Source organism: Pseudomonas fluorescens (assembly GCF_002837185.1).
Classification (GTDB): domain Bacteria; phylum Pseudomonadota; class Gammaproteobacteria; order Pseudomonadales; family Pseudomonadaceae; genus Aquipseudomonas; species Aquipseudomonas fluorescens_AM.
Genome location: NZ_KZ477996.1, coordinates 19477 through 44633 on the forward strand (window position 1 = coordinate 19477; position 25157 = coordinate 44633).

At 63.9% G+C, this 25157-nt stretch carries 20 protein-coding genes; 14 read left to right on the top strand and 6 right to left on the bottom strand.

The annotated features are described in order from the left end of the window. The first annotated feature begins 205 nt into the window (after nt 1-205). From CIB54_RS13335 to CIB54_RS13370, 8 genes are all read left to right on the top strand, one after another. Nucleotides 206-2599, top strand: coding sequence for a TonB-dependent receptor plug domain-containing protein (locus tag CIB54_RS13335; protein WP_101220008.1), 2394 nt, complete (start codon nt 206-208; stop codon nt 2597-2599). 19 nt (nt 2600-2618) lie between these two features. Then, a complete protein-coding gene (locus tag CIB54_RS13340; RefSeq protein ID WP_065952967.1) occupies nt 2619-3590 on the top strand; it encodes an amino acid ABC transporter permease in 972 nt (323 codons plus the stop codon). Next, on the top strand, nt 3583-4356 hold the full coding sequence (locus CIB54_RS13345; RefSeq protein ID WP_065952968.1) for an amino acid ABC transporter ATP-binding protein: 774 nt from the start codon (nt 3583-3585) through the stop codon (nt 4354-4356). Before CIB54_RS13340 ends, CIB54_RS13345 begins: the two co-directional genes overlap by 8 nt. Nucleotides 4357-4374: 18 nt before the next feature. Beyond that, complete coding sequence (locus CIB54_RS13350) at nt 4375-5298, top strand: ABC transporter substrate-binding protein (RefSeq protein WP_101220009.1); 924 nt, start codon at nt 4375-4377, stop codon at nt 5296-5298. 11 nt (nt 5299-5309) lie between these two features. Beyond that, a complete protein-coding gene (locus CIB54_RS13355) occupies nt 5310-6893 on the top strand; it encodes a flavin monoamine oxidase family protein (protein ID WP_101220010.1) in 1584 nt (527 codons plus the stop codon). Nucleotides 6894-6944: 51 nt separating this feature from the next. Further along, the gene (locus CIB54_RS13360; RefSeq protein ID WP_065952971.1) at nt 6945-7367 is read left to right on the top strand and encodes a RidA family protein; all 423 of its coding nucleotides are present in this window, start codon (nt 6945-6947) and stop codon (nt 7365-7367) included. Between the two features lie 178 nt (nt 7368-7545). Continuing rightward, on the top strand, nt 7546-7938 hold the full coding sequence (locus CIB54_RS13365; protein ID WP_065952972.1) for a DUF4398 domain-containing protein: 393 nt from the start codon (nt 7546-7548) through the stop codon (nt 7936-7938). 11 nt (nt 7939-7949) lie between these two features. After that, the gene (locus CIB54_RS13370; RefSeq protein ID WP_101220011.1) at nt 7950-8723 is read left to right on the top strand and encodes an OmpA family protein; all 774 of its coding nucleotides are present in this window, start codon (nt 7950-7952) and stop codon (nt 8721-8723) included. Between the two features lie 24 nt (nt 8724-8747). Here the strand turns inward: CIB54_RS13370 and CIB54_RS13375 are convergent, their stop codons facing one another. The 3 genes from CIB54_RS13375 to CIB54_RS13385 form a co-directional block, all read right to left on the bottom strand. Further along, entirely contained in the window at nt 8748-9584 is an 837-nt protein-coding gene (locus tag CIB54_RS13375; RefSeq protein WP_101220012.1) for a 5'-nucleotidase, lipoprotein e(P4) family, read from the bottom strand. 267 nt (nt 9585-9851) lie between these two features. Next, nucleotides 9852-10094 (bottom strand): hypothetical protein, encoded by a 243-nt coding sequence (locus CIB54_RS13380; protein WP_083218063.1) that lies wholly within the window; start codon nt 10092-10094, stop codon nt 9852-9854. 69 nt (nt 10095-10163) lie between these two features. Next, nucleotides 10164-11240 (bottom strand): aldo/keto reductase, encoded by a 1077-nt coding sequence (locus tag CIB54_RS13385; RefSeq protein WP_065887222.1) that lies wholly within the window; start codon nt 11238-11240, stop codon nt 10164-10166. Between the two features lie 203 nt (nt 11241-11443). On the opposite strand from CIB54_RS13385, the gene CIB54_RS13390 reads away from it, so the two are divergent. The 4 genes from CIB54_RS13390 to CIB54_RS13405 all read left to right on the top strand — a co-directional run bounded on the left by CIB54_RS13390 (nt 11444) and on the right by CIB54_RS13405 (nt 14909). After that, nucleotides 11444-12076: a glutathione S-transferase family protein gene (locus tag CIB54_RS13390; RefSeq protein WP_101220013.1), complete on the top strand. Its 633-nt coding sequence runs from the start codon at nt 11444-11446 to the stop codon at nt 12074-12076. Between the two features lie 16 nt (nt 12077-12092). Next, nucleotides 12093-13013 (top strand): LysR family transcriptional regulator, encoded by a 921-nt coding sequence (locus CIB54_RS13395; protein WP_101220014.1) that lies wholly within the window; start codon nt 12093-12095, stop codon nt 13011-13013. Then, on the top strand, nt 13013-13897 hold the full coding sequence (locus CIB54_RS13400; RefSeq protein WP_101220015.1) for a LysR family transcriptional regulator: 885 nt from the start codon (nt 13013-13015) through the stop codon (nt 13895-13897). Before CIB54_RS13395 ends, CIB54_RS13400 begins: the two co-directional genes overlap by 1 nt. A 79-nt stretch (nt 13898-13976) precedes the next feature. After that, nucleotides 13977-14909 carry a pyridoxamine 5'-phosphate oxidase family protein gene (locus CIB54_RS13405; protein ID WP_101220016.1) on the top strand — a complete coding sequence of 311 codons (933 nt, stop codon included), beginning with the start codon at nt 13977-13979 and terminating at the stop codon, nt 14907-14909. Nucleotides 14910-15020: 111 nt separating this feature from the next. On the opposite strand, the gene CIB54_RS13410 is transcribed toward CIB54_RS13405, so the two are convergent. Beyond that, entirely contained in the window at nt 15021-15296 is a 276-nt protein-coding gene (locus CIB54_RS13410; RefSeq protein ID WP_101220017.1) for a DUF6124 family protein, read from the bottom strand. A 552-nt stretch (nt 15297-15848) separates the two neighbouring features. Here CIB54_RS13410 and CIB54_RS13415 point away from each other — a divergent pair. Continuing rightward, on the top strand, nt 15849-16109 hold the full coding sequence (locus CIB54_RS13415; protein WP_065952983.1) for a hypothetical protein: 261 nt from the start codon (nt 15849-15851) through the stop codon (nt 16107-16109). A 7-nt stretch (nt 16110-16116) separates the two neighbouring features. Here the strand turns inward: CIB54_RS13415 and adeC are convergent, their stop codons facing one another. Both adeC and CIB54_RS13425 read right to left on the bottom strand, forming a co-directional pair. Continuing rightward, on the bottom strand, nt 16117-17541 hold the full coding sequence (adeC, locus tag CIB54_RS13420; RefSeq protein ID WP_157829718.1) for an AdeC/AdeK/OprM family multidrug efflux complex outer membrane factor: 1425 nt from the start codon (nt 17539-17541) through the stop codon (nt 16117-16119). Continuing rightward, nucleotides 17541-18335: a helix-turn-helix transcriptional regulator gene (locus tag CIB54_RS13425; RefSeq protein WP_101220019.1), complete on the bottom strand. Its 795-nt coding sequence runs from the start codon at nt 18333-18335 to the stop codon at nt 17541-17543. Before CIB54_RS13425 ends, adeC begins: the two co-directional genes overlap by 1 nt. Nucleotides 18336-18823: 488 nt before the next feature. Between CIB54_RS13425 and CIB54_RS13430 the strand changes: the two genes are divergently transcribed. Next, nucleotides 18824-25096 carry a non-ribosomal peptide synthetase gene (locus tag CIB54_RS13430; protein ID WP_101220020.1) on the top strand — a complete coding sequence of 2091 codons (6273 nt, stop codon included), beginning with the start codon at nt 18824-18826 and terminating at the stop codon, nt 25094-25096. Nucleotides 25097-25157: the final 61 nt, after the last annotated feature.

Here is a 25157-nt window from a genome sequence, read left to right on the forward strand (position 1 = left end):
CCAGCGTGATTCAGATTCTGCGCACCTGACCGGGTAATCCCCCCGCAGCAGAATCGTTGGAACGGAGTTCGACGTATGTTGCCCCTTCAACCCCCTCGCTCGCCCCACACCTAGTTCAAACCGCATCTACACCTTGAACACCGGCCATGCCGCGCCAGGCGCGTGCCTGCCCGACTCTGCGATTTGAAAAAAGCCGGGAATAGCGATGAAGCATGTTCTACCCCCCACCGCCGCCTTGACCTTGTCCCTGCTGGCCGCCGCGGTCCAGGCCCAGGATGACAGCACCCTGTCCACCGTGGTGGTCACCGGCAACCGAGGCGCCGAGCAGCGCACCGTCACCCGCAGCCCGGTGCCCATCGATGTGGTCAGCGCCAAACAACTGCAAAGCACCGGCAAGCCCGGGTTGATGGAGGCCCTGAGCGCGGTGATCCCGTCGCTGACCCTGCCGGAAAAAACCGGTTGGGACGCCAGCGGCATTGCCCGCGCCCCTAACCTGCGTGGCTTGAGCGCCGCCGAAGTGCTGGTACTGGTCAATGGCAAGCGCCGCCATACCAGCGCCACCCTGAACATCAACGGCATCAACACCGGCGCCGCGCCGGCGGACCTGGACCTGATCCCCATCAGTGCCATCGACCATGTGGAAGTGCTGCGCGATGGCGCCGCCGCCCAGTACGGTTCCGACGCCATCGCCGGGGTGATCAACGTGATCCTCAAGGCCGACACCCGCGGCACCTCGGTGACCAACGCAGGCTTGGGCTATGACGGCAAGAAGCAGACCGTGCAGCAAAGCCTCAACAAAGGCTTCGAAATCGGCGACGGCGGCATCGTGCAACTGGCCCTGGATGCGCGCAGCCAGAATGACGACAACAAGGCCAGCGCCAACGGCTACACCTATGAACAAGCCTACGGCCTGGCCGGCAAGTCTACGTACGGTGGCTACGGCACGCCCAAGACCAATCTGCTGACCCTGGGCTACAACGCCGAACTGCCGATCGACGACAGCCTCAGCCTGTACTCCTTCACCACCTACTCGCGGCGCAAGGCCGAGCAGGGCCAGAACTTCCGCCTGCCGACCATCACCAACACCATCACCACCGGGCCCAATGGCTATCCTTCCGGCTACACGCCCACCTGGTACATCGACGAAGACGATTTCCAGGCGGCCTTTGGCGGCAAGGGCACCGTGGGCGAGTGGGACTGGGACCTGTCCACCACCTACGGGCGCAACGAAGCGGAGCAGGGCACCACCCACAACCAGAACCCGTCCCTGGGCGAGGCCACGCCGAACAGCTTCACCTCCGGCACGTGGATTTCCACCGAGCTGACCACCAACCTGGACGTCAAGCGCGGCTTCGACATCGGCCTGCAAAAGCCGCTGGACCTGTCCTATGGCTTCGAGCACCGGCGCGACACCTATGAGGTGCAGGCCGGAGACTACGCGTCCTATGCCGACGGCGGTTACTGCGTGGCGCCGGGCAATTGCGCCGCGTCCGGGGCCCAGGTCACCAATGGCATTTCCCCCGACGAAGCAAGCAGCGCCTCGCGCAACAGCGTCGCCGGGTATGTCGATGCGGGCTTCAACCCGCTGCCGGACTGGTACGTCGGCAGCGCCGTGCGTTATGAGCATTACAATCAAGGGGTGGGCGCCACCCGCAGCGGCAAGCTGACCACCCGCTATGACTTCACCCCGCAATTGGCGGTACGTGCCACCGTTAGCAACGGCTTTCGTGCGCCGTCCCTGGCCAACAGCCTGTTCAGCGCGCGCTCGACCACCTATGGCGTGGTGGATGGGGTGTACCAGTCGATCAACTACGGCGTGTTGCCGGTCGGTTCGGCGGCGGCCAGGGCGTTGGGCGCCGAGGATCTCAAGCCCGAACGCTCGACCCACTTCAGCCTGGGCTTGACCCTCACCCCCACCGACCGCCTGAGCTTCACCGCCGACGCCTATGTGATCAACCTGCGCGACCGCATCACCCTCACCGGCACCCTGCTCGGGCCCGAAGTCAGCCAGGTGTTGCAGAACAACGGCGTCAACTCCACCTCCGGCGGCCAGTACTTCATCAACGGCGCCGATACCCGCACCAAGGGCCTGGACCTGGTCAGCAGCTACCACCACGACCTGGGCGCGTTCGGTGCCGTGAAGTGGACTGCCGCGTTCAACTGGAACCAGACCAGAATCCGCAATTACAAGGAGTCGACCAACATCCTCGGCACTTCCTATGAGCTGATGGACCGGGAGGCGCGCAACCTGATCACCGGCGTGCAACCCACGACCAAGCTGATCCTCGGCGGCGACTGGAGCTTCGAGCGTTTCAACCTGAACCTGGCCCTGACGCGCTACGGCGCCTACAAGGAAGTCAATGCTTCGGCTGATCGCGAGCTGGACCGGGTCTACAGCGCCAAATGGATCACCGACCTCGACCTCGGCTACGCCCTCACCAAAGACCTCAACGTGGCCATCGGCGCCAAGAACCTCTTCGACCTCTACCCCAAGAAACAAGGCGTGCCGAGCAGCACCATGCTTGCCAGCTACGGCACCTATTCGCCCTACGGTTTTACTGGCGGGTACTACTACACCCGGCTGACTTATGCCTTCTAAGGCCTGCGAGGAATAGACCATGCCCACTGTCGCCAAACCCTTCGACCTGATCGATGAAGTCAATCCTTACCCGCGTCACCAGCGCCGTGTCGCCACGCCGATCAAGGCCTTGCAGGTCGTGCCGGCCCGGCATCCCTGGCGCTGGGCCGGGTCGATCTTTGCCGCGCTGGTGCTGCTCGCCATTGTGCATTCCCTGGCCACCAACCCGCGCTGGGAGTGGGGCGTGTTCGGCCAGTGGTTTTTCTCGCCCTCGGTGCTGCGTGGCTTGGGGCAGACGTTGCTGCTGACGCTGCTGAGCACGCTGTTCAGTATCATCCTCGGTACCGCGCTGGCCCTGGCGCGGTTGTCCGGCTCGCCGCTGCTGGCGGCGCTGGCCTGGGGCTATATCTGGTTTTTCCGCTCGATGCCGGCGCTGCTTGTGCTGATCATCCTCTACAACTTTGCCTACCTCTACGACCACATCGTGGTCGGTGTGCCCTTCACCGAGGTGGTGTTCGCCGAGTGGTCGACGGTGGATGTGCTCAGCCAATTTACCGTGGCTGTATTGGGCTTGAGCCTGATGCAGGCGGCGTACGCGGCGGAGATCATCCGTGGCGGCCTGATCGGTGTGGAAGCCGGCCAGCATGAAGCGGCGGCGGCCTTGGGGTTGCCGGCTTCGCGACGCATCTTTCGCATCATCCTGCCGCAGGCACTGCGCTCGATTCTGCCGTCGGGGTTCAACGAAATCATCGGCCTGGTCAAGGGCACTTCCATCGTCTACGTGCTGGCGCTGCCGGAGCTGTTCTACACCGTGCAGGTCATCTACAACCGCACCCAGGCGGTGATCCCGCTGCTGATCGTGGCGACCGTGTGGTACCTGATCATCACCACCGTACTGACCAGCGCCCAGTATTACGTCGAGCGCCATTTCGCCCGTGGCACTGCGCGCGTGCTGCCGCCGACACCGCTGCAACGGCTGCGCCACTGGCTCAAGGAGAAATCCCATGGCTGAAGCACGCGCAGGGCGTATCCAGATCCAGGGCGTCGGCAAGCGCTTTGGCAACCAGCAGGTGCTTGACAACATCGACCTGACGATCGACCCGGGCAAGGTCACGGTGATCCTCGGGCCGTCCGGCTCAGGCAAGTCCACCTTGCTGCGCACCATCAACCACCTGGAGAAGATCGACAGCGGGCATATCACCATTGACGGTGAGTACGTCGGCTATCGGCGCAAGGGTGACCTGCTCTTCGAGCTTAAAGAGCGCGAAATTCTCAAGCGGCGCATCGACGTGGGTTTCGTGTTCCAGAACTTCAACCTGTTCCCGCACCTCACCGCCTGGGAAAACATTGCCGAAGCGCCACTGGCGCACAAACGCTGGAGCAAGGCCCAGGCGCGTTACAACGCCGCCGAGTTGCTGACCAAGGTCGGTCTGGCGGACAAGCTCGATGCCTACCCGCGTCAGCTTTCCGGCGGCCAGCAACAGCGCGTCGCCATCGCCCGTGCCCTGGCGCTGGACCCCAAGGTATTGCTGTTCGACGAACCCACCTCGGCCCTCGACCCGGAACTGGTGGGCGAAGTGCTCGACGTGATCAAGGGCCTGACCCGATTGGGCGTGACCCTGGTCATCGTCACCCATGAAATCGGCTTTGCCCGCGAAGTGGCCGACCACGTGGTGTTTCTCTGCGACGGCCAATTGATCGAAGAAGGCCCGCCCGAACAGATCTTCCGCCAACCCCGACATCCCCGCACCCAGGCCTTTCTCGGCAAAGTGCTTTAGTTCAAGGAGTGACTGCCCATGTTTAACCACCCCCTGCGTGTGGCCGTGCTGGCGCTCGCCGTCGCCACCGCGCAACAGGCGTTCGCCGTGCAGCAGGTCGACCTCAGCCCCGACCGCCCGCGCATTCATGCGCCCCGTAACGAAGCGGCCATTGCGCAGATCCCGCCGGGCTTCAAGTTCGCCCAACCGGGCAAGTTCACGGTAGCCGTGTCCGGCGTGGCCGGGCCGCCTCTGGCGCTGCTGGCCAGCGATGACAAGACCACCATCGGCAGTGAAGCCGACACCGCGCAGTTGGTCGCCGACAGTCTCGGCCTGCAACTCAATGTGGTGCAGACCAGTTGGGAGGACTGGCCCCTGGGCGTCAGTTCGGGCAAGTACGACGCGGTGGTCAGCAACGTCACCGTGACCGAAGCGCGCAAGAAGCGTTTTGACTTCGCCACTTATCGCCAGGACGTGCTCGGGTTTTACGTCAAGAGCACCAGCCCCATCAGCGAGATCAAACAGGCCGCCGACATTGCCGGGCTCAAGATCATCGTCGGCTCCGGGACCAATCAGGAAAAAGTCCTGCTGGCGTGGAACGAGGCCAATGAAAAAGCGGGCCTCACGCCTGCGCTGTTGCAGTACTTCGACGACCAGGCCGCCGCGCAACTGGCGGTGCAGTCGGGGCGCAGCGATGCGTTGTTCGGGCCCAACTCGGTGTACGCCTATTCGGCGGCGATCACCGGCGGCATCAAGCGCGTCGGCACCGTCAACGGCGGCTGGCCGTTGCAGGCCGATATCGCCGTGACCACGCGCAAGGACAACGGCCTGGTCAAGCCGATCCATACCGCCCTGGAAGGTGCGATTGCCGGCGGCCAATACGCCCAGGTCTTGCAGCGTTGGGGGCTGGATGTGGAGCGCGTCGATAAATCGCTGATCAACCCACCGGGCCTGCCGGATTAGGAGTATCGAACATGGGACTGACACGACGTGAAGCGCTGTCCAGTATTGCCGCCGTCGGCGGTGAGCAGGCGGCCAAAGACGCATTGGCCGCATTGGGCCTGGGGCCGTCTTCACACCGGCGGCCGCAACCGCTGCAACTCAAGGACGGTCTGGGCCAGGGCACCCGCGTGCTGGTGCTGGGCGCCGGGATCGCCGGGCTGGTCAGCGCGCTGGAACTGAGCCGTGCCGGGTTCACCGTGCAGGTGCTGGAGGCCCGCGACCGCGTGGGTGGGCGCACCTGGACCCTGCGCAACGGCGACCGCGTGGACTACACCGATGGCCGCGCGCAAACGGTAGCGTTCGATCCGGGCCAGTATTTCAACGCCGGCCCCGCGCGCATTCCCAGCCAGCACCGCACCATCCTCGACTACTGCAGCGAACTGGGCGTGCCGCTGCAAGTGCTGGTCAACAGCAGCCATGGCGCTCAAGTGCGGCCGGACCTGCAACAACCGGCGTTCACCGTCGGCCAGGCGGTCAATGATGCACGCGGCCATCTGTCCGGCTTGCTGGCCAAGGCGGTGCAGCGTGATGCGCTCGACGACGTATTGAGCGGCGAGGAACGCACTCGCTTGCTGGCATTCCTTCAAGTGTATGGCGACCTTTCCCAGGCGCTGGCCTACGAAGGCAGCTTGCGTTCCGGCCACCGTGAATCGCCCGTGCATCCCGGCGCACTGCCCGCCAGCGCGCAGCCGATCGGCCTTGAGCGCCTGCTGCATCCCGAGCTGTGGGGCGCGCTGCTGCACACCGAATTCCCGGAGTTCTCGGCGACCATGTTTCAGCCGGTGGGCGGCATGGACCGCATCACCGAGGCGTTCTATCAGCGTGTGCGCGAGCAGGTGCAACTGGGCGCTCAGGTGCGACAGATTCGCCAACTGGAAGACGGCGTCGCGGTGACTTATCACGACCAGCACAGCGGCCGTGAACAGGTGGTGCGTGCCGATTACCTGGTATCCACCTTGCCCCTGCCATTGCTGGCCAGGCTCGACACCGACTTCAGCGACCCGGTCAAAGCCGCCTTGCTCAGCACCCGCAGCGACCAGGCGACGAAAGTGGCGTGGCAATCGCCGCGCTTCTGGGAAACCGATTACCGCATTTACGGCGGGCTGTCCTGGGTTGAACATCCGGCGCGCCTGCTGTGGTACCCAAGCAACGACCTCAACACCCGCGACGGGGTACTGGTGGCCGGTTATGTCACCGGGGAGGGCGCCGGCGCGTTCGGCGCGCAGTCGTTCGCCGCGCAGTACGCCACCTCCCGACACGCCGTGGAACTGCTGCACCCCGGTTATTCCACGCAGCTGCGCCACCCGTTGGCGGTGGCCTGGGAGCAGATCCCCTACAGCGAAGGCCCTTGGCTGCAACGCGAGCACTTTCCCGCCGAGGCCAGCGCGTTGCTGGAACAGGCCCACGGCCGCGTGTACTTCGCCGGCGACGGTCTGGTGCAGAGCGGCGTGGGTATCTGGCAGGAATCGGCGGCCAACTCGGCGCGGCATGTGGTTGCGCAGTTGGCCGAACGGGTGAGCCGGCAACGTCACCGTGCGGCACTGGCGGCGTCATAACGCTGCGGCGGCATTTAAAACCTGGGTAGACATCCAATAAGGAGCAACACCATGAGCGACAGTATCCAACGCACCAGCGTCGGCGATTTCCCCATCTCGCAAACCGTGACCGTGCCGGCCTCGGCCAGCCTGGTATTCGTCAGCGGCACCTTGCCGGACCTGGTCGACCCGAACGTTCCCGGGGTGTACGGCAACACCGAAGTGCAAACGGTGTCGGTGTTCAACAAGCTGCGCAACATCCTTGGGCAGCAGGATCTGGACCTGGGCGATATCGTGCAGTTGCGGGTGTTCCTGGTGGGCGCCGCACAAACCGACGGCAAGTTGGATTTCGCCGGATTGCAGCGCGGGTATACGCAGTTCTTCGGCACCCTTGAACAACCGAACAAACCGGCGCGCACGGCGTTGCAGGTGGTGGCATTGCCATTGCCCGGGGCCTTGGTGGAAGTAGAGGCGGTGGCGGCCAGGGCGGTGTGAGCGCAGGGCAGACTGTCACCCTTTCTCTGAGAAATCCCCTACAGGTATCTGGGAGTTTTCATTCTTCTCGCCCGTGTTTTTCCTCCTAGGATGGCGCCATCGCTTGACCACAAGCGAGACGGCAAGGGGCCTGTCTAACAGGCCCCACAGCCATACGAATAGGCTTAGGAGTCAAAACATGAGGATCACCCGTGTGAGCAAACGCCTGCGCCGCTCGGCCTGGGCGGTGATCGTAGCGGCAACATTGGCAGGCTGCGCCACGCCGCTGGCACCGACGGAAAAAATCTCCCTGGCCCGCGATTCGGTGGGCCGCGCCCTGGCGGCGCAAGCCACGCAATTCGCACCGCTGGAGATGAAGACCGCCCAAGACAAACTGGCGCGTATGGAGCAAGCCATCGGCGAAAAACACTACGTGGAAGTGGACGCGCTGGCCGAGCAGATCGAAGTGGACGCCAACCTCGCCGAGACGAAGGCCAACACGGTGCGTAAACAGCAGGTCTTGCAGCAGGCACGCGAGGGCATCCAGGTGCTCAAGCAGGAAATGCTCAACGCTCCCGCGACTACCCACTGAGGATTCTCCCCATGCGTGCCACTTACTTCATTCCCGTTCTGTCCGCCTTGGCGCTGGCCGTGGCCGGTTGCGCCACGCCACCGGAAAACGCGCAACTGCTGCAAGCGCGCAGTCAATTTTCCAGCTTGCAGCAAAAGCCTGAGTCCACCACCTTGGCGGCAGTCGAGACGCGTATCGCCTCCAATGCGCTTGACCGCGCCAACCAGGTTTCGCTGCATGACCGAACCGATCCGAAGATCGACCAGTTGGCGTACCTGGCGTCGCAGCGAATCGCGGTAGCGGAACAGACCATTGCCGGCCGCAAAATCGATGCGCGGCTCGACAACATCGCAGTCGACCGCACCCAGGTCCAGCTTGACGTCAGGACCGCACAGCTCAAGGCCTTGCAGGCCATGAAGGCGCAGCCGTCGGAGCGCGGCCAGGTGATTACCTTTGGCGATGTGCTGTTCGATACCGCCAAGGCCGAGCTGAAGCCGGGCAGCCAGCGCGACCTCCAGGGGCTGGCGAATTTTCTGTTGCAGAACCCTGAACGCCAGGTTCGCGTAGAAGGCTTTACCGACAGCACCGGCGGCGACGCTTTCAACCAGAGCTTGTCCGAACGTCGCGCCCAGGCCGTGGCGCGTGGCCTGGAGCGGTTCGGCGTGCGCAGCGAACGCATCACCGTGGTGGGCTACGGCAAGCAGTACCCGGTGGCCGATAACCTGAGCGCGCCGTCACGCCAGTTGAACCGCCGTGTGGAAGTGATCGTGTCCAACGACGGCGCAGCCGTCAGCGCACGCCGCTGAGCCAGGCGGGAGTAGTGCACGCTGCTACTCCTGCAACTGCAACGCCTGCTGTTTGAGCCTGCGCTTTTGCTCGAACGCCAACTTCTCATTATCCCCATAGGGCGCGCTGTACCAGTTGCCGTAACTCGGATTGGGCAGCAGGAACCAGCGCTGCCCCAGCCAGTTCACATAGGGTTCGACCGCCTTGCGCTGGGCCGCCAGCGTGTTGTGTTCGGCCTGCACGAAGTCGCCCAGGGAATCACCGGCCATCAACAGCACCCGCGCATGGCTGGCCACCCACTGGCGACGACAGTTCTTGCCATAGCCGGCGCTTTCGCAGTGGCCGGTAGGCGTGCTGGCTGCCAGGATGTGTTCATCGCTCTCAATCGGGAACCCGCGCAGGCGCAGGTTGCGCGCCGTGGCCGCAACCTGGCTGTGTTCGCGGTTGGTGAGGTAATAGACCTTGATGCCTTTTTGCCGGGCTGCCTGCAGGAACGCCACCGAACCGGGCAGCGCCTGGGCCTTGGCCTGGTCGACCCAGGTGTTCCAGCGGTCATAGGAATAGACCTGGTTGTTTAGAATGTCGCGGGCATTGAGCGGCACATTGTCCAGCAGGGTTTCGTCGATATCGACCACTACCGCCGGCGGCAGGCCTGTGAGATCTCGCGCGGGAAAGGGCAGCGCGTCCCAGCCGGGATCGGCCAGGGCGACATCCAGTTGGCGGGTGGCGTTGGCGAAGAGCTGACGGTAGATCAACTCGTGCTCGATGGAGGTCTGGGTCCAGAGTACGGCGTCCAGTTGGTCGTTGGCCGGTGGGGTGTGCTGGCAGCCGGTCAGGGTGATGGATAAAAGGCAAGCGCCGGCGACAATCAGGTTACGCATAGTGTGGTCTCGCAGATGAAAGCAGTTTTGGCTCAGGCGGCATTCGGAACTCATGCTATCAGGCGAATAGAACCGGTATGCCTTTAGATGTGAAGGAATATAGAGAAGCCATCATCGAGCTCATCATGGAAGGCTCCTCTGACGAGGAAGCCTAGTCGATGGCGCTTCGCCAACCGAGCTGAGCAGGCCTGACGCGTGTCTTGGGCGGTTTCATTGCCAAGGCGTCATAGGGGGGAATTGCTGGCCACGCGGTCGGGTGGCGTGCGGCTAGACGGGTTCATCAGTCTTGCGATCAATCCAGTGAGTCTTGATGCCCTTGGCCCAGGCCACCGTGTAGAAACAGCTGAGCAGCACAATGCCCCATTGCTCGGCATTGATCGACGACCAGAACCAGAACGGTTGGCCGGCCATGCCGAACAGGCAGGCATAACGGCGCACTTTGAGGCGTTTGCTTTGGCTGAACCAGATAGCGACGACGCCGAGGGCGGCGATCATGAGTTGTGCGATCAACGCGATCTCCCTTACCAAAGGTGAGAGGGCGCAAGCCTCTCCCACCTGTTGATCTGTTGCGTGCAGGCGCTATTTGTCCTTGCGCGCATCCATGGTTTTTTGATGCTCGGCAAGGAACGGCTGTTCTGCCGGATCGAAGCGATCGATCCCCGCAGTAAAGCGATGCCAGTAAGGATACAGCGGCTGACGGCGCGTCACGGCCTCGATGCGTGAGGATTGCTCCTCGGTCAGTTTCAGCTCGGTCGCCGCAAGGTTGTCGCGCAGATGCGCTTCGGTGCGGGCGCCGACAATCAGCGAGGTGATCCCCGGGCGATCCTTGAGCCACGCCAGGCAGGTGCGCGCCACCGACACACCGTGCTCGTCGCCCACGGCGGCCAGGGTTTCGATGATATCCAGCGCCCGCTCCTGGTCATGCACGTAGGGTTCCGGCCAGCCGCTGCCCTGGCGGGTATTGGCCGGTGGCTTATGCCCGCGCCGGGTCGAGCCGGTCAGCAGGCCTTCACCCATCGGTCCCCACACCAGCGTGCCGATATTCTGGTCCAGCGCCATAGGCAGCAGCTCGTACTCGGCCTCGCGGGATTCTGGGGTGTAGTAGATCTGCTGCGTGATCGGCTTGAGCATGCCGTGCAACTCGGCCTTGCCCAGGGCTTTCATCATTTGCCAGGCGGTGAAATTGCTGGTGCCGAAGTAGCGGATCTTGCCCGAGCCCACCAACAGGCGCAGCGCTTCAAGGGTTTCTTCGATGGGCGTCAGACCGTCCCAGTTGTGCAGTTGGTACAAGTCGATATGGTCGGTGCCCAGGCGCTTCAAACTGGCTTCACAGGCGCGAATCAAGTGGTAGCGCGACGAGCCGGAATTGTTCGGGTTCTCGTCCACCGGGCTGCGGCCTTTGGTCGCCAGCAGAATATCGTTGCGCTTGTCGCCCAAGGCTTTGCCGACCACTTCCTCGGCCAGGCCATGGGAGTACAGGTCGGCGGTGTCGATCATATTCACCCCGGCGTCGAACGCGATATCGAACATGCGCCTGGCCTGGGGCACGTCCACCGCGCCGCATTTCTCGAACTCGGCACGACCGCCAAACGGCACGGTGCCCAGGATGATTTCCGAGACCAGCAGACCGGAATGGCCCAGTTGTCGGTATTGCATGTTGCCTCCTACATTGCGTTGCACGTGAAGGTGTGAACGATGGGAGGGGCGATAGTTTGAATTTTTTTATCGAAATCCTGTGTTTGGCTTAGCGCCCGATTGTTTCATCAGGTGAAATGCTGGATTGTCATTCCTGGCCATTCCGCTAAGTCCGACAGGGGTGGAACATGCCTGGCGTTGATACCTATTCCTTGGAGCCTTTCATGACCCAGCCTGCGATCAAACTGTATGGTTTTCCCCTGTCCGGCCACTCCCACCGGGTCGAGCTGATGCTATCCCTGCTGGGCCTGCCCATGGAATTTATCCTGGTGGATCTCAAGCAAGGCGCCCATAAATCACCCGAATTCCTCGCCACCCTCAACCGCTTCGGCCAGGTGCCGGTGATCGACGACGGCGGCACGGTGCTGGCCGACTCCAACGCGATCCTGGTGTACCTCGCCAACACATATGGCAATGGCCAGTGGCTGCCCGCTGACCCGGTGGGGCAGGCACGTGTGCAGCGTTGGCTCTCGGCGGCGGCCGGTCAATTGCATGCCGGGCCTGCCACGGCGCGCCTGGCCACGGTGTTTGGTGCCGAGGTGGACACAGCCGTTGCCATCAACCGCGCCCACGCCCTGCTGAACGTGATGGAGCAGCAACTGGACGAGAGCCGCTTTCTGGCCGGCGACCTGCCGAGCATTGCCGATATTGCCTTCTACACCTACGTGGCCCATGCGCCGGAAGGCAACGTGTCGCTGGCCGACTATCCTCAGGTGCGCGCCTGGCTCGCCAGCATTGAAGCATTGCCGGGCTTCGTCGGCATGCCGCGCACTGTGGCGGGGCTGCAATCAGAGTAATCTTCAAGGGGTGTCGATGGACCGTTTTCATGAAATGCAGGTGTTCCTTGCGGTGGCCGAAGAGGCCGGCTTTGCCGCCGCCGCGCGGCGTCTGAACACCTCGCCGCCCAGCGTGACCCGGGCGATTGCCGCCATGGAACAACGCATCGGCACCCAACTGCTGGCGCGCACCACCCGCAGCCTGCACCTGACCGAAGCCGGGCAGCGTTACCTGGAAGACTGTCGGCGAATCCTCGCCGAGCTGGACGAAGCCGAGGAAGCGGCGGCGGGCAGTTATTCGATCCCCTGCGGGCAACTGAACGTGACTGCTCCGGTGCTGTTCGGCGAGTTGTTTGTGGCGCCGGCGCTGGGGGAGTACCTCGACCGTTTTCCCCAGGTGAACATCAATGCTCTGCTGGTCGACCGCGTCGTCAATATGAGCGACGAAGGTGTCGATGTGGCCGTGCGCATCGGTCATCTGCCCGAGCCGGGGCAGCAGGCGATCGAGGTCGGTGAGGTGCGCCGGGTCGTGTGCGCATCGCCCGCGTACCTGGCTCGGCATGGGCGACCCCAGCGGCCTGAACACTTGCGTGAAGCGAAGATCGTCGCCTCATCCGCCAGCCAACGGGTGAGTGAATGGGCCTTCGTCGACGGCGGCCTGCCGCTGACGGTGCCGATCGAACCGCGCCTGGCGGTCACGGCAAACAACGCCGCGATCAACCTGGCGCGGCTGGGGTGGGGCATGACCCGGGTGCTGTCCTATCAGGTCGCGGCGGCCGTGGCGGCCGGTGAGCTGGAGATTGTCCTGCAGGACTTCGAGCCGGCGGCGCTGCCGATCCGCGTGGTGTTCCAGAACACCGGGCGAGTGCCGGCCAAGGTCAGCACATTCGTCGATTTTCTGGCCGAGCGCCTGGGGCATGACGTGGCCCTCAAACCGATGAAAAAGCAGCGCGGTTGATGGAGCGCTATCGCGATATGCAGTTGTTCGTGGCGCTGGCCGGGCAACCGAGCCTGGCGGCGGCGGCGCGCGTTGCGCACGTCTCGGGCCCGACCCTGGTGCGCGCGATTGCGCGTCTGGAAGCGCGTTTGCGGGTGAGGTTGTTGCAGCGCAGCACCCGTGGGGTCAGCCTCACCGACGCCGGCACTGCCTATATGGCCGACTGCGTGCGGTTGCTGGCGGCGGTGGAGGCGGCCGAAGCGTCGGCCAAGGGCTTGCATAGCCAGGCCCAGGGCAATCTGCGCGTATTCATGCCGTTGCTGTTCAGCCGCTATGTGATGGCGCCGGTACTGGCCGCGTACATGGAGCGTTACCCGCTGGTGCGCCTGTTCGCCCACTATCACGACTACTACCCGAACCTGCATGAGGAAGGGCTGGACGTGGCGGTGCTGGTGGGCGCGTTGCCCAGCTCGTCCTTGATCGCGCGACCGGTGGGGCATGTGCGGCACATCCTCTGCGCCAGTCCCGGCTACCTTGCCGCCCACGGCGAGCCGCTGCATCCCGACGCCCTCAGGCAGCACCATCTGATCGCCGATGCCGACCCGGTGCAGTGGGACTTCGCGCACTGTCAGCTCAAGGCCCGCGCACGTCTGCGCTGCGCCACGGTGCAAGGCGCGATCAATGCAGCCGTGCAGGGCGCGGGGCTGGTGCGTTGCTTGAACTATCCGGTGCACGAGCACCTGGCAAGTGGCCGGCTGCATCGCGTATTGCCAGGCTTTGAGCTGCCTGCGGTGCCGGTGCAGGTGGTCTACCGCGAAGGTCGCCATGCGCCGATGCGTGTGCGCAGTTTTGTCGATGACTGTGTAGCGGCATTGCGCGGGCACCCGGCATTTCAGCTGGCGTAATAGTGGATTGCCCGGGGTGGTCATTCTCTCGGCGTCGGGTCAGGCGCAGCATCCAGCTATCCAACGAGAGGTGACCGTCATGAACTCAATCGAGCAATCCCCCTGGCATGCCGGCGAACGGCAACTGCAGGCAACTGCCGGCGCGGCCGAGCGCATGGCCGTGATCGGCCCCAAGGTCATACGCGATCATCTGCCCGAGCAACATCGCGATTTCTATCCCTTGCTGCCTTATCTGGTGGTGGGCGCGGTGGATGAACAGGGCACGCCGTGGGCGACGATGCTCGAAGGCGCGCCCGGTTTCGCGCACTCACCTGATCCGTACCGGTTGCAGATCGACAGCCTGCCCTCCAACAGCGATCCGGCGCGCGCTGGAATCACGGCCGGCGCAGCCGTCGGCGTGCTTGGCATCGACCTGAACACCCGCCGGCGCAATCGCATGAACGGTCGCATTGGCGCAGTGGATCACGAAGGCTTTGCAGTCGACGTGGTGCACAGCTTCGGCAACTGCCCCAAATACATCCAACTGCGCCCGGTCGACACGATTGCGCGCAAACCCGCTAACGTGGCCGAGCGCAGCGACAGCCTGGATGGCGCCGATCAGCACATGATCCGCAACGCCGACACCTTCTTCGTCGCCAGCTATGTCGACCTGCACGGCGAGCGTTCGGTGGACGTTTCTCATCGGGGCGGGAACACCGGGTTCGTGCAGGTGCAGGGCAACGTGCTGACCATCCCCGATTTTGCCGGCAACCTGTTCTTCAACACCCTCGGCAACCTGCAAGCCAACCCGGTGGCAGGGTTGTTGTTCATCGATTTCGAGTCGGGGGACATGCTGCAAGTGGCGGGGCGTACATCGTTGATGCTCAGCGGGCCGCAGGTGGCCGAGTTCGAGGGGGCGCAACGGTTGTGGACGGTGACCGTGGAACAGGTGATCCGACGTCCCGCGGCCTTGGCATTGCGTTGGCAGTTCGTAGAGTTTTCACCCCATAGCCTGGCGATGGGACGCTGTTAGCCAGGTGCGGTCTTGCCGGCGCGGCAGATCAGATGTGGGCGCTGTCACAGCCTCGCTGAAGCTCGGCAGCTCCCACAGGGGTTGCACTGTGCTGGGGGGTGGCGTTCCGGATCAGGCCACCGGACATTCCCGGTTCAGCGCATCATCCACCAGTAACTTCGCTATTTCGATCATCTGCACCACGGCTAAAACATGCTTGCGACTGGCGCCATCCACGTGTTCGGCGCAGTCATAGGCGCAGACGGTCGCTGACTCCAGCATTTCGCTGGCATTGCTCAAGGCGGCTTCGGTGCTGAGGCCTGGGCGGACGGAGAAGATGACATCGGGGGGTAATTGCGGGTTGTCATCCGAGGGGGATGGCGGGGGATTGGGCGTGACTTTTTTCATGGCGAAGCTCCTATGAATGAGCACCTCCATTTCGCTACCACACGAAGTAGGGAGGCGACTGTACACGGGGTGGTAGACCGGTCATAGAAACCCGGCAGGCCGAAGCCTCCCATGCACAGCCGCCACAAAGCAGCCCGCACAAAAAAACGCCCGCGAGCGTTTTGGGGTCTATGAAAGAACTGGGCTACCACACCCGTTCGCTGATTTTGCAGCGACTCGCGAAGGTTAGCGGCGGGGTTCATCGGACGCAACCCGAAAGTTGCGTAAGAGCGGTCCGACAAGCGTGATGTGTCCGCAGCCCGCTGAATGCTGCCGGGCGGCGCAATACTGCGCTCGGATGAAAACGCCGAGCCTGCGGAGTTTTCCGATAGAAATCGGCTGAAGTAGAAGGATGTTGTTACCGCACGCCCACGTTGGCATCAGGAACCTTTCCTACCGGCTGGCCACGCATGAGTGCTTGTTGAACTCAATGCCCGACGGTGACGGTGGGCAAGTCATGCATCCTTGATCGCACTGCGATTTCTATCCTTTCGTTAAATGAGGCTATACACAATGGTCACGCTCAACACAGCTGACGGCGCAACTTCTCGACTGGCGGGCAAAACCCTTGATCAATTCGAACGTTTTGGCCAGGTGCCGGCACACCATGTCATTGGCCAGGTTTTCAAGTCCAACCGGAGTGATCTGGAAACAGCCGAGCTGTTGAAGTTGCTGGGCACGTTAGTGACGACGCTTAAAACCTGGATGAACAACGACAACGCACCGCACACGCCCCCGGCTCCCGTGGCCGTAATCCCCAAACTGCTGGTCTGAAGCTGCCCTAGCGTGCAGTTGCAAGGCTTGGCGGCTGATCCCACGCGCCGCCGAGCGCGGTATACAGGTTCACTTGCGCCACCAGTTGCGCCAGGCGATCGACAATCAGCGCCTGCTGTGAATTGAACAACGCGCGCTGCGCATCGAGAAAGGTCAGGTTGCTGTCGACGCCGCTGCGGTAGCGGTGCTGGGCCAGGTCATAGTAGCGCTGGTTGGCGGCGACGAAATCCCGTTGCGCGTCCAGTTGGTCGTTGAAGGTCTGGCGCGCGGCGAGGCCGTCGGCGACTTCCTGGAAAGCGGTCTGGATGGACTTTTCGTACTGCGCCACCGTGATGTCCTTCTGCAGCCTGGCGTAATCAAGGCTGGCGCGCAGGCTGCCGGCGTTGAAGATCGGCAGATTGATTTGCGGCTGGAACGTCCAGGTGCCCGCGCCGCCCTTGAACAAACCCGAGAGTTGCGTGCTGGTGCTGCCGGCGTTGGCCGTCAGGGTGATCGACGGAAAGAACGCCGCCCTGGCCGCGCCGATATTGGCGTTGGCCGCCTGCAGCTGGTATTCGGCCTGGAGGATGTCCGGTCGCCGTTGCAGCAGGTCTGAAGGCAACCCCGCAGGCACGCGGGCGACCAGGTCGTCGGCCAGTGGGCGCGCGGGCAGGTGGGCATCCACCGGGCCGCCTACCAGCAGCGTGAGGTTGTTGAGGTCCTGGGCCACCTGGCGTTCGTAGCGGGCCACGCTGGCGCGGGTACTTTCCACCGCCGTGCGTGCCTGTACCACGTCCAGCGCCGAGGCCTTGCCGGCGGTTTTGCTGCGGCTGGTCAGTTGCCAGCTGCGATCGTTGGCCGCCAGGGTCTGCTCGGCCAGGGCCAGCAACTCCTGGTCGGCACGCCAGGTCAGGTAGGCGTTGGCGACGTTGGCCACCAGGCTCAATTGTGCGCTGCGCCGGGCTTGTTCGGTACCCAGATAAGTCAGCATCGCTTGTTCGCTGAGGCTGCGTACGCGGCCGAACAGGTCGAGTTCATAGGCACTCAAGCCCAGGGTGGCGGAGTAGTTGGAGGTGATCGCCGACTTACCGGTGCCGGTCACACCCTCCGGCAATTTCTGACGCTTGCCGGCCCCCGTGGCGGACACCGCCGGGAACAGGTCGGCGCGCTGGATGCGGTACTGCGCCTGGAATGCCTGCACATTCAGTGCGGCGACCCGCAGGTCGCGGTTGTTGACCAATGCCGCGTCGATCAACGGCGCCAGTGCCGGGTCGTGGAACAGTTGGCGCCAGTCCATGGCGTCGGGCAGCGTGCCTGCCTGCGCCTGGCGGTACACACCGTCGTGGGGATAGTGGGCCGGCACGGGCGCGTCGGGCCGCTGATACTCGGGGATCAGCGAACACCCGCCGAGCATCCAGGCTACGCCAACGGCGGCAAGGGTCCGTGTGTGCATCAGGCGCCCACCATCCATTTGGCCAGGCCGTGTCGGCCACTCACACCGAGCTTGGCGGCGGCGCGCTTGAGGTAGGTTTCAATCGAGCTGTTTTTCACACTGAGTTTTTCCGCGATCTGCGGCACGGTGCCGCCGGTCAACAGGCCCAGGCACACTTCCTGCTCGCGGGCCGAGAGGGTGATGTCGCTCAGCGCCAAGCGCTTGTAGAACTCACGCTGCAATTGCGACTGCTCCAGCCCGTTGTGCCCAGGCTCCGCCTCGGCGTGCGGCGCCTGGCGCAGGATCAGCACGTGACGCTCCATCAACGGCAGCAAGGTCTCGGACAGGCATTTGAGAAACGACAGTTCCGCCAGGGAAAACCCGCGCTCGGCAGGTGGGCGATAGAACGAAATCACACAGCGTCGATGACCCTGGCGCGAAACCAGGTTGCACTGGTGCGAGCTGCCACGCGGGTGTGCGCTGTCGGCCTTGGCTTTCATCTGGATCAGCAGCGGGTCCTGCATGCGCAGCATCTGTCGCAGCAGGGGGTGGTCGTCAAGCGAGTGCAGTGTCTGGGGCGCGGGCAGGTCTTCGTTCAGGCCCGCACTGCCCAGCAGTTGGATATCCAGCACGCTGTCACGCAGTTCATCGAGGCACCACTCGCTGAGGTCCACCAGATGAACCGGTATCCATTTATCCACCAGATGCAGCATGTTCGCGGCGAAATGTTCCTGGCCGCTGCTGGAAATAAGCGCGCCCATTTCGGCATAGAAATGTGGGCTCTGGGTATCGGTAATACTAGGGGGCAGACTCATAGCCATCTCATCCTTGATGTCGAAAACCGTCAACGGATGCCCTGGGTCTGTTCGGGGCATTCCGTACTGCGTGAACGTAACTCGGCGTTCGAGATTTCATTTAGCCATAGCGATTTGTCCTACGTATGTAGCGGAATCGAGGGACACAAGCTGCCATAAAATCCGCGTCATTAATTCGACGTTTCTTACAGTTAACTCAGCATACGAGGACGAAAGGTGAATCTTTAAATGTGATTAACCTATTGATAGTTAAAGAAAACTCAAAAATTGAAAAACATTTTTCAAATTAAACGTCGGACACATATAGCCAATCTCCTACAAGCCTTTCATCGTTTCAGCAGTGAACCCTCAGCCAAGCCCGCTCTATCCGTTTGGATGTCCGGGTTTCGGGTGTCAGACGCCCTCGCTTCACCATGCTCAAATCCGATCAATTCGTGGTAATGGGCGACCCTGCGCGGCCAGTGCCTGACCCCCATGAGAAGGATCTTATGACGCAACTTTCCAGCCCGCCGGCCAGCTTTCCCCTTACCGCCGCGCAACAGGACATCTGGCTCGACCAACTGCGCGTGGGTCACTCGCCGTTGTACAACATCGGCGGTTACGTTGATCTGCCCGGCGCCATCGCACCCGAATGGATCCAGCGTGCGATCGAGCTGCTGGTGGCCCGGCACGACGCATTGCGCACCCAACTGCACAGCGGCGCCGATGGCTTGCCCCGGCAGACCTTCGCCGCCGAATGGACGGTGGACGTGGCGCAGTACGACTTCTGCGGCGTGCCCGACCCCAAGGCCGCCGCCCAGTCCTTGATGCAGGCGCAAATGGCCCGGCCCTACGCCATGAGCGGCGAGCCGTTGTATCGTTTTTTCCTGGTCAAACTCGACGACGACCATTACCGCCTTGGCACCCAGGCCCATCACCTGATCCTCGACGGCTGGGGGTTCGGCCAGATGCTGCAATCACTTGCCCACCTGTACACCGCCGTGCAGCACGGCCGACAAGCAGACGGGTTGGCACCGTCCTATATCGACTTCATCGACAGCGACCAGCGCTACCGGCAATCGGCCCGCTACGCCCGTGATCGTGAGTATTGGCTGGACAAATACCAGGTGCTGCCCGAGCCACTGCTCACACCACGGCACACCGCCAAGGCCGCGAGCAATACGTGCGTGCAACCCTTTCCGGTGGCGCTGCTCAACCGTATGGAACACGTGGCCAACCGTTACCAGGCTTCGGCGTTCCATGTGTTGCTGGCGGCGCTGTATGTGTATTTCACCCGTACCGGCCAGCGCAATGAATGGGTGGTGGGCCTGCCGATTCTGAACCGCTCCAACGCGCGCTTTCGCGCCACGGTCGGCTTGTTCGCCCAGGTCAGCGCAGTGCGGTTGCAGTTCAGCGAAGCCTTGAGTTTCGGTGAACTGGTGCGCGGGGTGCGCGATCAGCTCAAGCAGGACATGCGCCACCAGCGCTTCCCCCTCAGTGAGATGAACCGCGAGCTGGGCCTGCGGCGTACGGATCGCGAACAGGTGTTCGACCTGTCGGTGTCGTTCGAGCAGGACGACCACGACCTGCGCTACGGCCAGGTGCAGGCCCGTGCGGTCAAGGTATCCAACCACCATGAGCCGCTGCCGCTGGCGATCCACTTGCGCAGCAACCGTTACCAGGACACGGCGTGCCTGCATTGCGTCTATAACGAGGCGTACTTTGAGCAGGGCGACGTAGAGGCGTTGGCACAGCGCCTCACCGGGTTGCTGGAGCAGGGCCTGGCAGACACGACGCTGACGGTGGGCGAGTTTGCGTTGCTGACGCCACAGGACCAGGCCCGGCTGCAGCAATGGAATGCCACGGCGCAACCCAACACCACACCGCAGACCCTGCATGGGCGTATCGAGGCTCAAGTGGCGCGCACGCCGCACGCCGTCGCGGCGGTGTATCAGGGACGGCAACTGACTTACGCGCAACTCAACCGTCAGGCCAATGCGCTGGCCCATCAACTGTTGGCCCACGGCCTGCAGCCGGATGAGCGCGTCGCGGTGCTGGCGCGACGCGGCCTGGAGACCTTGGCCGGGTTGTTGGCGGTGCTCAAGGCCGGCGCCTGCTATGTGCCGATAGACCCGGCCCATCCCACTGAGCGCTTGAATTATCTGCTGCACGACAGCGCGCCCGTGGCGGTGCTGACCCAGCGCGACCTGCTGCATCGCCTGCCGGCCCTGGATGTGCCGGTGCTTGCGCTGGACGCGTCCAGTGACCACGGCGCCGAGAGCAATCCTCAGGTCGCGGTGATGCCGTCCCACCTTGCCTATGTGATTTACACCTCAGGTTCCACGGGCTTGCCCAAGGGCGTGATGGTCGAGCACCACAGCGTGTCCAACCTGGTGGACTGGCATTGCCAGGCCTTCGACCTGCACGCGGGCAGCCATACCGCCAGTGTCGCCGGGTTTGGTTTCGATGCGATGGCCTGGGAAGTCTGGCCGGCGCTGTGCGTCGGCGCGACCCTGCATCTACCGCCCGCCCACGACGGTGCGGAAGATATCGATGCGCTGCTCCAGTGGTGGCGCGCCCAGCCATTGGACGTGTGTTTCCTGCCCACGCCGGTGGCCGAATACGCTTTCAGCCAGCACCTGGCGCACCCCACTTTGCGCACCTTGCTGATCGGCGGCGACCGCCTGCGCGGGTTCAACCAGGCGCAAACCTTCGAGGTCATCAACAACTACGGCCCGACCGAAGCCACCGTGGTCGCCACCTCCGGGCGCGTTGACGCCGGCCAGCCGTTGCACATTGGCGCGCCCATCGCCAATGCCCTTATCTACCTGCTGGACGCGCAACAACGGCCCGTGCCGATTGGCGTCGTGGGGGAGCTGTATATCGGTGGGCAGGGCGTGGCGCGGGGCTACCTGAATCGTCCCGAATTGACCGGCGAACGCTTCGTCGACGACCCCTTCAACCGCGGCCGTATGTACCGCAGCGGTGACCTGGCGCGCTGGCTTTCGGACGGCAACCTTGAATACCTGGGGCGCAATGACGACCAGGTGAAAATTCGGGGTGTGCGTATCGAGCTGGGGGAAATCGAAGCAGCCCTGGCGACGCACCCATCGATCAAGACCTGCGTGGTGGAATATCGCGAAGGGCAATTGCTGGCCTGGTTCATCGCGCATCACCCGGTGGACATCGAAACGCTTCGCGCCCATCTGCACGTCTCGCTGCCCGATTACATGCTGCCGGCGGCCTACGTTCACCTCGAGGCGTTGCCCCTGACCGCCAATGGCAAGCTCGACCGCAAGGCGTTGCCGGCGCCCACCCAGGCGGCCTTTGTCACCCGTCGCTATGAGGCGCCCCGCGAGGGCGTCGAAACCACGCTGGCGCAGATCTGGGCCGAGTTGCTGCAGGTGCAACAGGTCGGCCGGCACGACCATTTCTTCGAACTGGGCGGGCACTCGCTGCTGGCGGTGCAACTGGTGCAGCGCATGCGCGAGGCGGGCCTGCAGGCCGACGTGCAGGTGTTGTTCGGCCAGCCCACCCTGGCAGCGCTGGCGGCGGCCAGTGACGGCAGCGAAGTGGCGGTACCGGCCAATCGCATCCCGGCCGGTTGCACGCGGATTACGCCGGACATGCTTGCCCTGGCCGACCTCGACCAGCCCAGCCTGGACCGCATCGTCGCCGGCATTCCCGGTGGCGCCGGCAATGTGCAGGAGATCTACCCGCTGGCGCCGCTGCAGGAAGGTCTGCTCTATCACCACATCACCGACGAGCGCGATCCCTACCAGCAGCAGGCGATGTTCAGCTTTGCGCGCCGCGAGCAGTTGGACGCGTTTGCCCAGGCGCTGCAACAGGTGATCGACCGTCACGACATCCTGCGCACCAGCCTGGTGTGGGACGCCCTTGAACAGCCGATGCAGGTGGTGTGGCGGCACGCGCGGTTGCCGCTCGAACCGCTGCGTGAACCCGCCCGGCCGCTGGACCTGCGCCACGCGCCGCTGATGGCCCTGGATTACGCAGAAGAGCCGCACCACCAGCGCTGGGTGGCCAGGCTGCGCTTTCACCATTTGGTCAACGACGCCACCTCGACCACCGTGCTGGTGGACGAAATCCGCGCCCATCTGCTCGGTCAACAGGCGCAGTTGCCGGTGCCGGTGCCGTACCGCAACGTGGTCGCGCAGACCCGTTCAGCGCAGCGGCAAGCGGCCCACGAGGCGTTTTTTCGCGAGCGCCTGGCGGACGTGGATGAACCGACCCTCGCTTTCGGCTTGCAGGAGCGCCAGGCGGATCGGGCTGAAATCGAAGAGTGCGTGCAGGCGCTCGATGCATCACTCAACCAACGCCTGCGTGCCCAGGCTCGCGCGTTTGGGGTCAGTGCCGCCAGCCTGTTTCACCTCGCGTGGGCGCAGGTGCTCAGCCGCGTGGCCGGCCGCGAAGACGTGGTGTTCGGCACGGTGTTGCTCGGTCGCCTGCAAGCGGGCGAGGGCGCCGATCGCGCCCTGGGCATGTTCATCAACACCTTGCCGCTGCGCGTGCGCCTGGCCGGGCAAAGCGTGGTGGATGCATTGACCGACACCCACCAGCAACTGAGCGCCTTGCTCGTGCATGAGCAAGCCTCGTTGGCCCTGGCCCAGCGCTGCAGCAGCGCCGCGCCGCTGTTCAACAGCCTGCTCAATTACCGTCATACCCGCGCCGAGCCGGCGTTGAACCTGGTGCCGGGTATCGCCATGCTCAGCAGCGAGGACATTCTCAGTTATCCGCTGATGCTTACGGCGGACGACATCGCCAGCGGCTTCCGGCTCAAGGCCAAGGCGCCACGCACCGTGGGGGCCGAACGCGTGCTGGGTTACCTCGACACAGCGCTCAACGGTCTGGTCGAGGCGTTGGAACAGGCGCCGGCCAGCCCGGTGCGCGATGTGCAGGTGCTGCCCTCCAGTGAATTGCAGGCGCTCCTGGTGGACTTCAACGCCACCGTCACCGCCTATCCCGAAACCCTCACCGTGCAAGCGCTGTTCGAGGCCCAGGTGCGGCAACTGCCGGATGCCGTTGCGGTGCAGGCAGGCACGCAGCAACTGACCTATCGCGAACTCAACCGACGCGCCAATCAGTTGGCCTTTCACCTGCGCGAACACGGTGTAAAGCCGGATTCGCGGGTGGCGCTGTGCGTCGAGCGCGGGCTGGACCTGGTGGTGGGTTTGCTGGGGATTCTCAAGGCCGGCGGCGCTTATGTGCCGCTGGACCCGGGCTACCCCCGCGAACGCCTGGCCTACATGCTGCAAGACAGCCAGCCGGTGGCGCTGCTGCTCCAGGCCGCCACCCGTGACTGTGTGCAGGAGGTGGCGGTGCCGGTGATCGATTTCGACCACTGCACCTGGCACCAGGCTCCGGCCGACAACCCTGTGGTGCCGGGTTTGACTGTCGACCACCTGGCCTACGTAATGTACACCTCCGGCTCCACCGGTACCCCCAAGGGCGTGATGATCGAGCATCGCGGCCTGGGCAACCTCATGCACTGGGGCTCGCGGCTGTGCCCGCCGACCGCGGGCGGTGCCTTGCTGCAACGCGCGCCGTTCAGCTTCGACGGCTCGGTGTGGGAGCTGTTCTGGCCGCTGACCCAGGGCATGCGCCTGGTGCTGGCGCGGCCCGACGGGCATCGCGAGCCGGCGTACCTGGCGCAGGTGATCCGCGAGCAGCACATCAGCGTGATCAAGTTCGTGCCGGCGATGTTGCAGCAGTTTCTTGAATTGGAAGCGTCAGCCCTGTGCACCAGCCTTACCGACGTGCTGTGCGGCGGTGGCGAGCTGACCGAGGCTCTGGCGCGCGGGGTGCAGGCGCGCTTGCCTGGCGTGCGCTTGCATAACGTGTATGGGCCCACTGAAGCCACGGTGGACAGCAGCGCGTGGACCCTGGAGCCGGGCGCGCCGGTGCCCGCGCTGCAACTGCCGATCGGCCGGGCGATCGACAATACTCGGCTGTATGTGCTGGATGAACATGACAGGCCGGTGCCGATGGGCATCAGCGGGCAGTTGCACATTGGCGGTGTCGGTGTCGCCCGTGGCTACCTGGGCCTGGCCGAGATGACTGCCGAACGCTTCATCGACAGCCCCTTCGTCGCCGGCGACCGGCTGTATCGTACCGGCGACCTGGTGCGCTACCTGCCGGACGGCAACCTGGAATTTCTCGGGCGCAATGACTTCCAGGTCAAACTGCGCGGCGTGCGCCTGGAACTGGGCGAGATCGAAGCGTGCCTGGCCGCTCATGCCGCCTTGCGGGAAGTGGCGGTGCTGATTCGCGACGAGCGCCTGGTGGCCTATTTCACCCTGCGCGAGCAGGCCCCCAGCCTGGACGCGTTGCGCGCCCATGTGCTGGAACAGTTACCTGAGTACATGGTGCCGGCTGCTTTCGTGCAACTCGAGAGCCTGCCGCTCAACCCTGCCGGCAAACTCGACCGCAAGGCCTTGCCGGAACCGGGGCTGGAGGCGGTGGTCAGCCGCGCCTATGAAGCCCCTCAGGGCGAGGTGGAACACCTGATGGCCACGATCTGGGCGCAGGTGCTGAAACTGGAACGGGTAGGGCGGCACGACCACTTCTTTGAACTGGGCGGGCATTCGTTGCTGGCGGTCAACCTGGTGGCACGCTTGCGCAAGGCCGGGCTGGAGGTGGATGCACGGACGTTGTTCAGCCAGCCGACATTGGCGCAACTGGCGGCGCGCACGGTGCCGCAAGCACCGCAGGTGGAAGTTGCGCAAACCGCCATCCCCCAACTCAACCGCCGCCGCCGAATCTGAGCAGTGGAACGCGGACACTGTGGGAGGGGGCTTGCCCCCGATGACGGAGTGTCAGCAGCAG

What these genes read in the sequence shown, in the direction of transcription:
- CIB54_RS13355 (WP_101220010.1), top strand. Translation starts at nt 5,310, where the DNA reads ATGGGACTGACACGACGTGAAGCGCTGTCCAGTATTGCCGCCGTCGGC.
- CIB54_RS13400 (WP_101220015.1), top strand. Translation starts at nt 13,013, where the DNA reads ATGGAGCGCTATCGCGATATGCAGTTGTTCGTGGCGCTGGCCGGGCAA.
- CIB54_RS13340 (WP_065952967.1), top strand. Translation starts at nt 2,619, where the DNA reads ATGCCCACTGTCGCCAAACCCTTCGACCTGATCGATGAAGTCAATCCT.
- CIB54_RS13395 (WP_101220014.1), top strand. Translation starts at nt 12,093, where the DNA reads ATGGACCGTTTTCATGAAATGCAGGTGTTCCTTGCGGTGGCCGAAGAG.
- CIB54_RS13350 (WP_101220009.1), top strand. Translation starts at nt 4,375, where the DNA reads ATGTTTAACCACCCCCTGCGTGTGGCCGTGCTGGCGCTCGCCGTCGCC.
- CIB54_RS13375 (WP_101220012.1), bottom strand. Translation starts at nt 9,584, where the DNA reads ATGCGTAACCTGATTGTCGCCGGCGCTTGCCTTTTATCCATCACCCTG.
- CIB54_RS13390 (WP_101220013.1), top strand. Translation starts at nt 11,444, where the DNA reads ATGACCCAGCCTGCGATCAAACTGTATGGTTTTCCCCTGTCCGGCCAC.
- CIB54_RS13335 (WP_101220008.1), top strand. Translation starts at nt 206, where the DNA reads ATGAAGCATGTTCTACCCCCCACCGCCGCCTTGACCTTGTCCCTGCTG.
- CIB54_RS13430 (WP_101220020.1), top strand. Translation starts at nt 18,824, where the DNA reads ATGACGCAACTTTCCAGCCCGCCGGCCAGCTTTCCCCTTACCGCCGCG.
- CIB54_RS13415 (WP_065952983.1), top strand. Translation starts at nt 15,849, where the DNA reads ATGGTCACGCTCAACACAGCTGACGGCGCAACTTCTCGACTGGCGGGC.
- CIB54_RS13385 (WP_065887222.1), bottom strand. Translation starts at nt 11,240, where the DNA reads ATGCAATACCGACAACTGGGCCATTCCGGTCTGCTGGTCTCGGAAATC.
- CIB54_RS13410 (WP_101220017.1), bottom strand. Translation starts at nt 15,296, where the DNA reads ATGAAAAAAGTCACGCCCAATCCCCCGCCATCCCCCTCGGATGACAAC.
- CIB54_RS13360 (WP_065952971.1), top strand. Translation starts at nt 6,945, where the DNA reads ATGAGCGACAGTATCCAACGCACCAGCGTCGGCGATTTCCCCATCTCG.
- CIB54_RS13425 (WP_101220019.1), bottom strand. Translation starts at nt 18,335, where the DNA reads ATGAGTCTGCCCCCTAGTATTACCGATACCCAGAGCCCACATTTCTAT.
- CIB54_RS13345 (WP_065952968.1), top strand. Translation starts at nt 3,583, where the DNA reads ATGGCTGAAGCACGCGCAGGGCGTATCCAGATCCAGGGCGTCGGCAAG.
- adeC (WP_157829718.1), bottom strand. Translation starts at nt 17,541, where the DNA reads ATGCACACACGGACCCTTGCCGCCGTTGGCGTAGCCTGGATGCTCGGC.
- CIB54_RS13405 (WP_101220016.1), top strand. Translation starts at nt 13,977, where the DNA reads ATGAACTCAATCGAGCAATCCCCCTGGCATGCCGGCGAACGGCAACTG.
- CIB54_RS13370 (WP_101220011.1), top strand. Translation starts at nt 7,950, where the DNA reads ATGCGTGCCACTTACTTCATTCCCGTTCTGTCCGCCTTGGCGCTGGCC.
- CIB54_RS13365 (WP_065952972.1), top strand. Translation starts at nt 7,546, where the DNA reads ATGAGGATCACCCGTGTGAGCAAACGCCTGCGCCGCTCGGCCTGGGCG.